Source organism: Protofrankia sp. Cr1 (assembly GCF_963555865.1).
Taxonomy (GTDB): domain Bacteria; phylum Actinomycetota; class Actinomycetes; order Frankiales; family Frankiaceae; genus Protofrankia.
In genome coordinates this window covers 1-3,254 of record NZ_CAUVXO010000050.1, presented here as the reverse complement: position 1 = coordinate 3,254, position 3,254 = coordinate 1, and the positions used below count along the sequence as shown (strand labels likewise).

General features: G+C 67.4%; 2 protein-coding genes. One reads left to right on the top strand and one right to left on the bottom strand.

The annotated features are described in order from the left end of the window. Window positions 1-13: 13 nt before the first annotated feature. The gene (locus U9980_RS07110; protein ID WP_322767203.1) at window positions 14-1,660 is read right to left on the bottom strand and encodes an LCP family protein; all 1,647 of its coding nucleotides are present in this window, start codon (window positions 1,658-1,660) and stop codon (window positions 14-16) included. Between the two features lie 277 nt (window positions 1,661-1,937). Here U9980_RS07110 and U9980_RS07105 point away from each other — a divergent pair, with 277 nt between their 5' ends. Next, window positions 1,938-3,011 (top strand): glucose-1-phosphate thymidylyltransferase, encoded by a 1,074-nt coding sequence (locus U9980_RS07105; RefSeq protein ID WP_322747597.1) that lies wholly within the window; start codon window positions 1,938-1,940, stop codon window positions 3,009-3,011. Window positions 3,012-3,254 lie beyond the last annotated feature (243 nt).

Below are 3,254 nucleotides of genomic sequence, written 5' to 3'. Positions count from 1 at the left end.
CTCAGAGGCGAAACTAGAAGGTGCAGCTGGCGGTCAGTTCCGTAGCGGTCACCGCCGGCGTCGTGGGGGCCGGACTCGGCGTCGGCGAGCTGTTCGCGGACCCCGTTGCGCTCTTTGGCGGGTCACCCCCCGCAGCCGGGGCGGATGCCATTGCCTGGGTCGCGATCCCGTTGAAGTCGCTACCGACCACCAGGGTGACGTGCGTGCCCGCTGACCGGTCCTCGCGCAGCTCCACCCCGGGAATCGCGGCGGCCAGCGTCCGCGCAGCCGCGAGCCCGTCCGGGCCGTAGCGCACGAGCGTGGTCTCCGTGCGCCTGGGCTCGGCGCTTGCGACCCGGGCGATCCGGAATCCGGCCGCCGCGAGATCCCTGGCGGCGCTGCTCGCGAGCCCGCTGGTCGTGGTTCCGTTGAGGACGTCCACGGTGACCGCCGACGGTGGGACCGTCGGCGCTTCGGGCTGTGTGCCCGGCGTGCCCGTCGGGTTCGGTGCTGCGGTGCCGTGCCCGCGCAACGGCGCCAGGAACGTGTCGAGCTGGCCCGGATCGTAGAGCTGGACCGAGCCGAAGCGCCGGAGTTCCCCAGCGGAATTCGCGCCGTCGGCCTTGGTCGGTTCTCGGACGGGGATCGTCTCGAAACTGATCGCGTCGGTGGACATCCCGCGTAGCCGGTTCGCGAGGTTGCGTAGGTCGTCCACGGTCGTGCCGTCGTCCACGGTCAGCGCTCCCGTCGCGGACGCGAGCAGACCCTCGAGTTTCGCCGGATTGGCGAGCACTCCGTTGCTTGTCGCCTTCTGGAAGACCGTGCTGATGAACTGCTGCTGGCGCCGGATCCGGTCGAAATCCCCGTCGGGCAGGCCGTAGCGTTGTCGGACGAAGGCCAGTGCCTGCTCACCGTTGAGATGGTTCTCACCCACGACGCCGTGCCACTGGGACCACTCGTCGTGCAGGTTCGAGGTGCTGCCGCCCGGCAGCGGTCGCACACAGATGGTGACCCCGCCGATGGCGTCGGTCATGGCCTTGAAGCCGGCGAGGTCGATCGACACGAAGTGGTCGATTTTGATATTGGTGAGGTTCTCGAGCGTCCTGATCAACAGCGACGGGCCGCCGATCGTGATCGCCGCGTTCAGTTTGTTGCGGCCGTGTCCGGGAATCGTGACGAGGGTGTCCCGGGGAAACGACACCAATGTGGTTGTTCCGTTGGCGTCGAGGTGAGCAATCATGGTCGTATCGGAGCGCTGTCCGGAGACGACTTCGTCGCTCTGGTACTGGTTACCGGTGCCTTCCCGGCTGTCGGATCCGACCAGCAGGAAGTTCTCGGTCCCCGGCGGGGCCTCCGCCGGCCGCTCGGCCTCGTCGAGACCGAGCGGCACTCTGGTGATCTGGGCGTCGAAGTAGCGGTAGACGACGTAACCACCGCCGCTCACCGCGAGAACTGCCATTGACACGACGGCTGCGAGCGCGAGGGCCAGTTTCTGGAACAGGGAGCGCTGGGCTGGGGCGTCGTCCGCCCGGGGGTCGTCCGCATGGAGGTCGTCCGCATGGAGGTCGTCGGACGGTTCCTGAGGCGGATCGGCCGGTGGGTCCACGTGAGTGTCCGGCGAAACGGTCACCGCGTCCGCACCTCCCACCCCCGCCGCGATCTGGCGCCGGTTCGCGGTCATGAACGTCGTCCACCTGCTGGTCGGTGCTGCCGAGCGGTCGCGGCCCACCCGGCACCGCCGATATCATGACCGACGTCGGTAATGCGGTGGCCGTCTGTGGTCCTGGTTGCTGAAGGTACCCGCCCGAGGCGCAGCGCATGCGCGGAGCTGCGCTCCGCCATATGGCGAGCCGTATGCCTGGGTGGCCGGAGACAGTCGAAAACAATCTGATCATGTCCCCGTTCGCGTGTTCGGCTGCCTTTCAGGCAGGGGTGGGGCCCACGATAGGGTTCGGATCATGAAAGCTCTTGTTCTCGCGGGTGGCTCCGGAACGCGGTTGCGCCCAATCACCCATACGTCAGCCAAGCAGCTCGTTCCCGTGGCGAACAAGCCGGTGCTCTTCTACGGGCTGGAAGCGATCGCCGAAGCGGGTATCACCGAAGTCGGGATCATCGTAGGCGATACCGCGGCGGAGATCGAGGCCGCGGTCGGCGACGGTTCCGCGCTGGGTATCAAGGTCACCTACATTCGTCAGGAGGCGCCGCTGGGTCTTGCGCACGCCGTCCTCGTCGCACGTGATTTCCTCGCGGACGAGCCGTTCGTGATGTATCTCGGCGACAACCTGATCATCGGTGGTATCTCCGGGTTCGTGGAGGAATTCAAGCGTAGTCGGCCGGACGCGCTGATTCTGCTGACCAAGGTCTCCAATCCGTCCGCGTTCGGTGTGGCGGAGCTCGGCCCGCAGGGCCACGTCGTCCGCCTGGTCGAGAAGCCCGAGGAGCCGCCGAGCGATCTTGCGCTTGTCGGTGTCTACCTCTTCGGGGTGGCCGTCCATGAGGCGGTGCGGGCGATCAAGCCGTCTGGTCGGGGCGAGCTGGAGATCACCGAGGCGATTCAATGGCTGGTGGACCGTGGCCACGAGGTCGCGCCGCACCTGGTCGAGGGGTACTGGAAGGACACCGGGCGGCTCGACGACATGTTGGAGACCAACCGCCACCTGCTGGAGTCCCTTGAGCCCGACGTGCGCGGCGCGGTCGACGAGCACAGCACGATCGTGGGCCGGGTCGTGATCGAGGAAGGCGCGTCACTGGTGCGGTCCTCGGTGCGCGGGCCTGCGATCATCGGTCGCGGCACGACGCTTGTCGACTCCTACGTCGGCCCCTTCACCTCGATCTACTATTCGTGCACGATCGAGAACACCGAGATCGAGTACTCGATCGTGCTGGAGCGGGCGACGATTCGCGACATCGGACGCATCGAGGACTCGCTGATCGGCCGGGACGTCGAGGTCGTTCCGTCGGACGCCCGCCCGCGGGCACACCGCCTCATGCTCGGCGACCACTCGCGTGTCTCGGTGGCCACAACGTCCTGAGCGCGACTTTCTGATCACGGGGCGCCCGTCCGCGACGTCCGCCGGCGCGATCCCCGCGGACCTCGCGGACGGCCTCCGCCAGCGTGAGACACCCGAAAAGCAGCACAGAGGGTGAACGTGGCGATGGTGACACCTTCGGGAACAGGTGCCCAACGCCCGATGGCTGCGACGATGCCGACAATGTGCCGGATGGGAATGGACGCACCGGGCGGCAGCCAGTAATAGGAGCAGACGGCCCAGAGG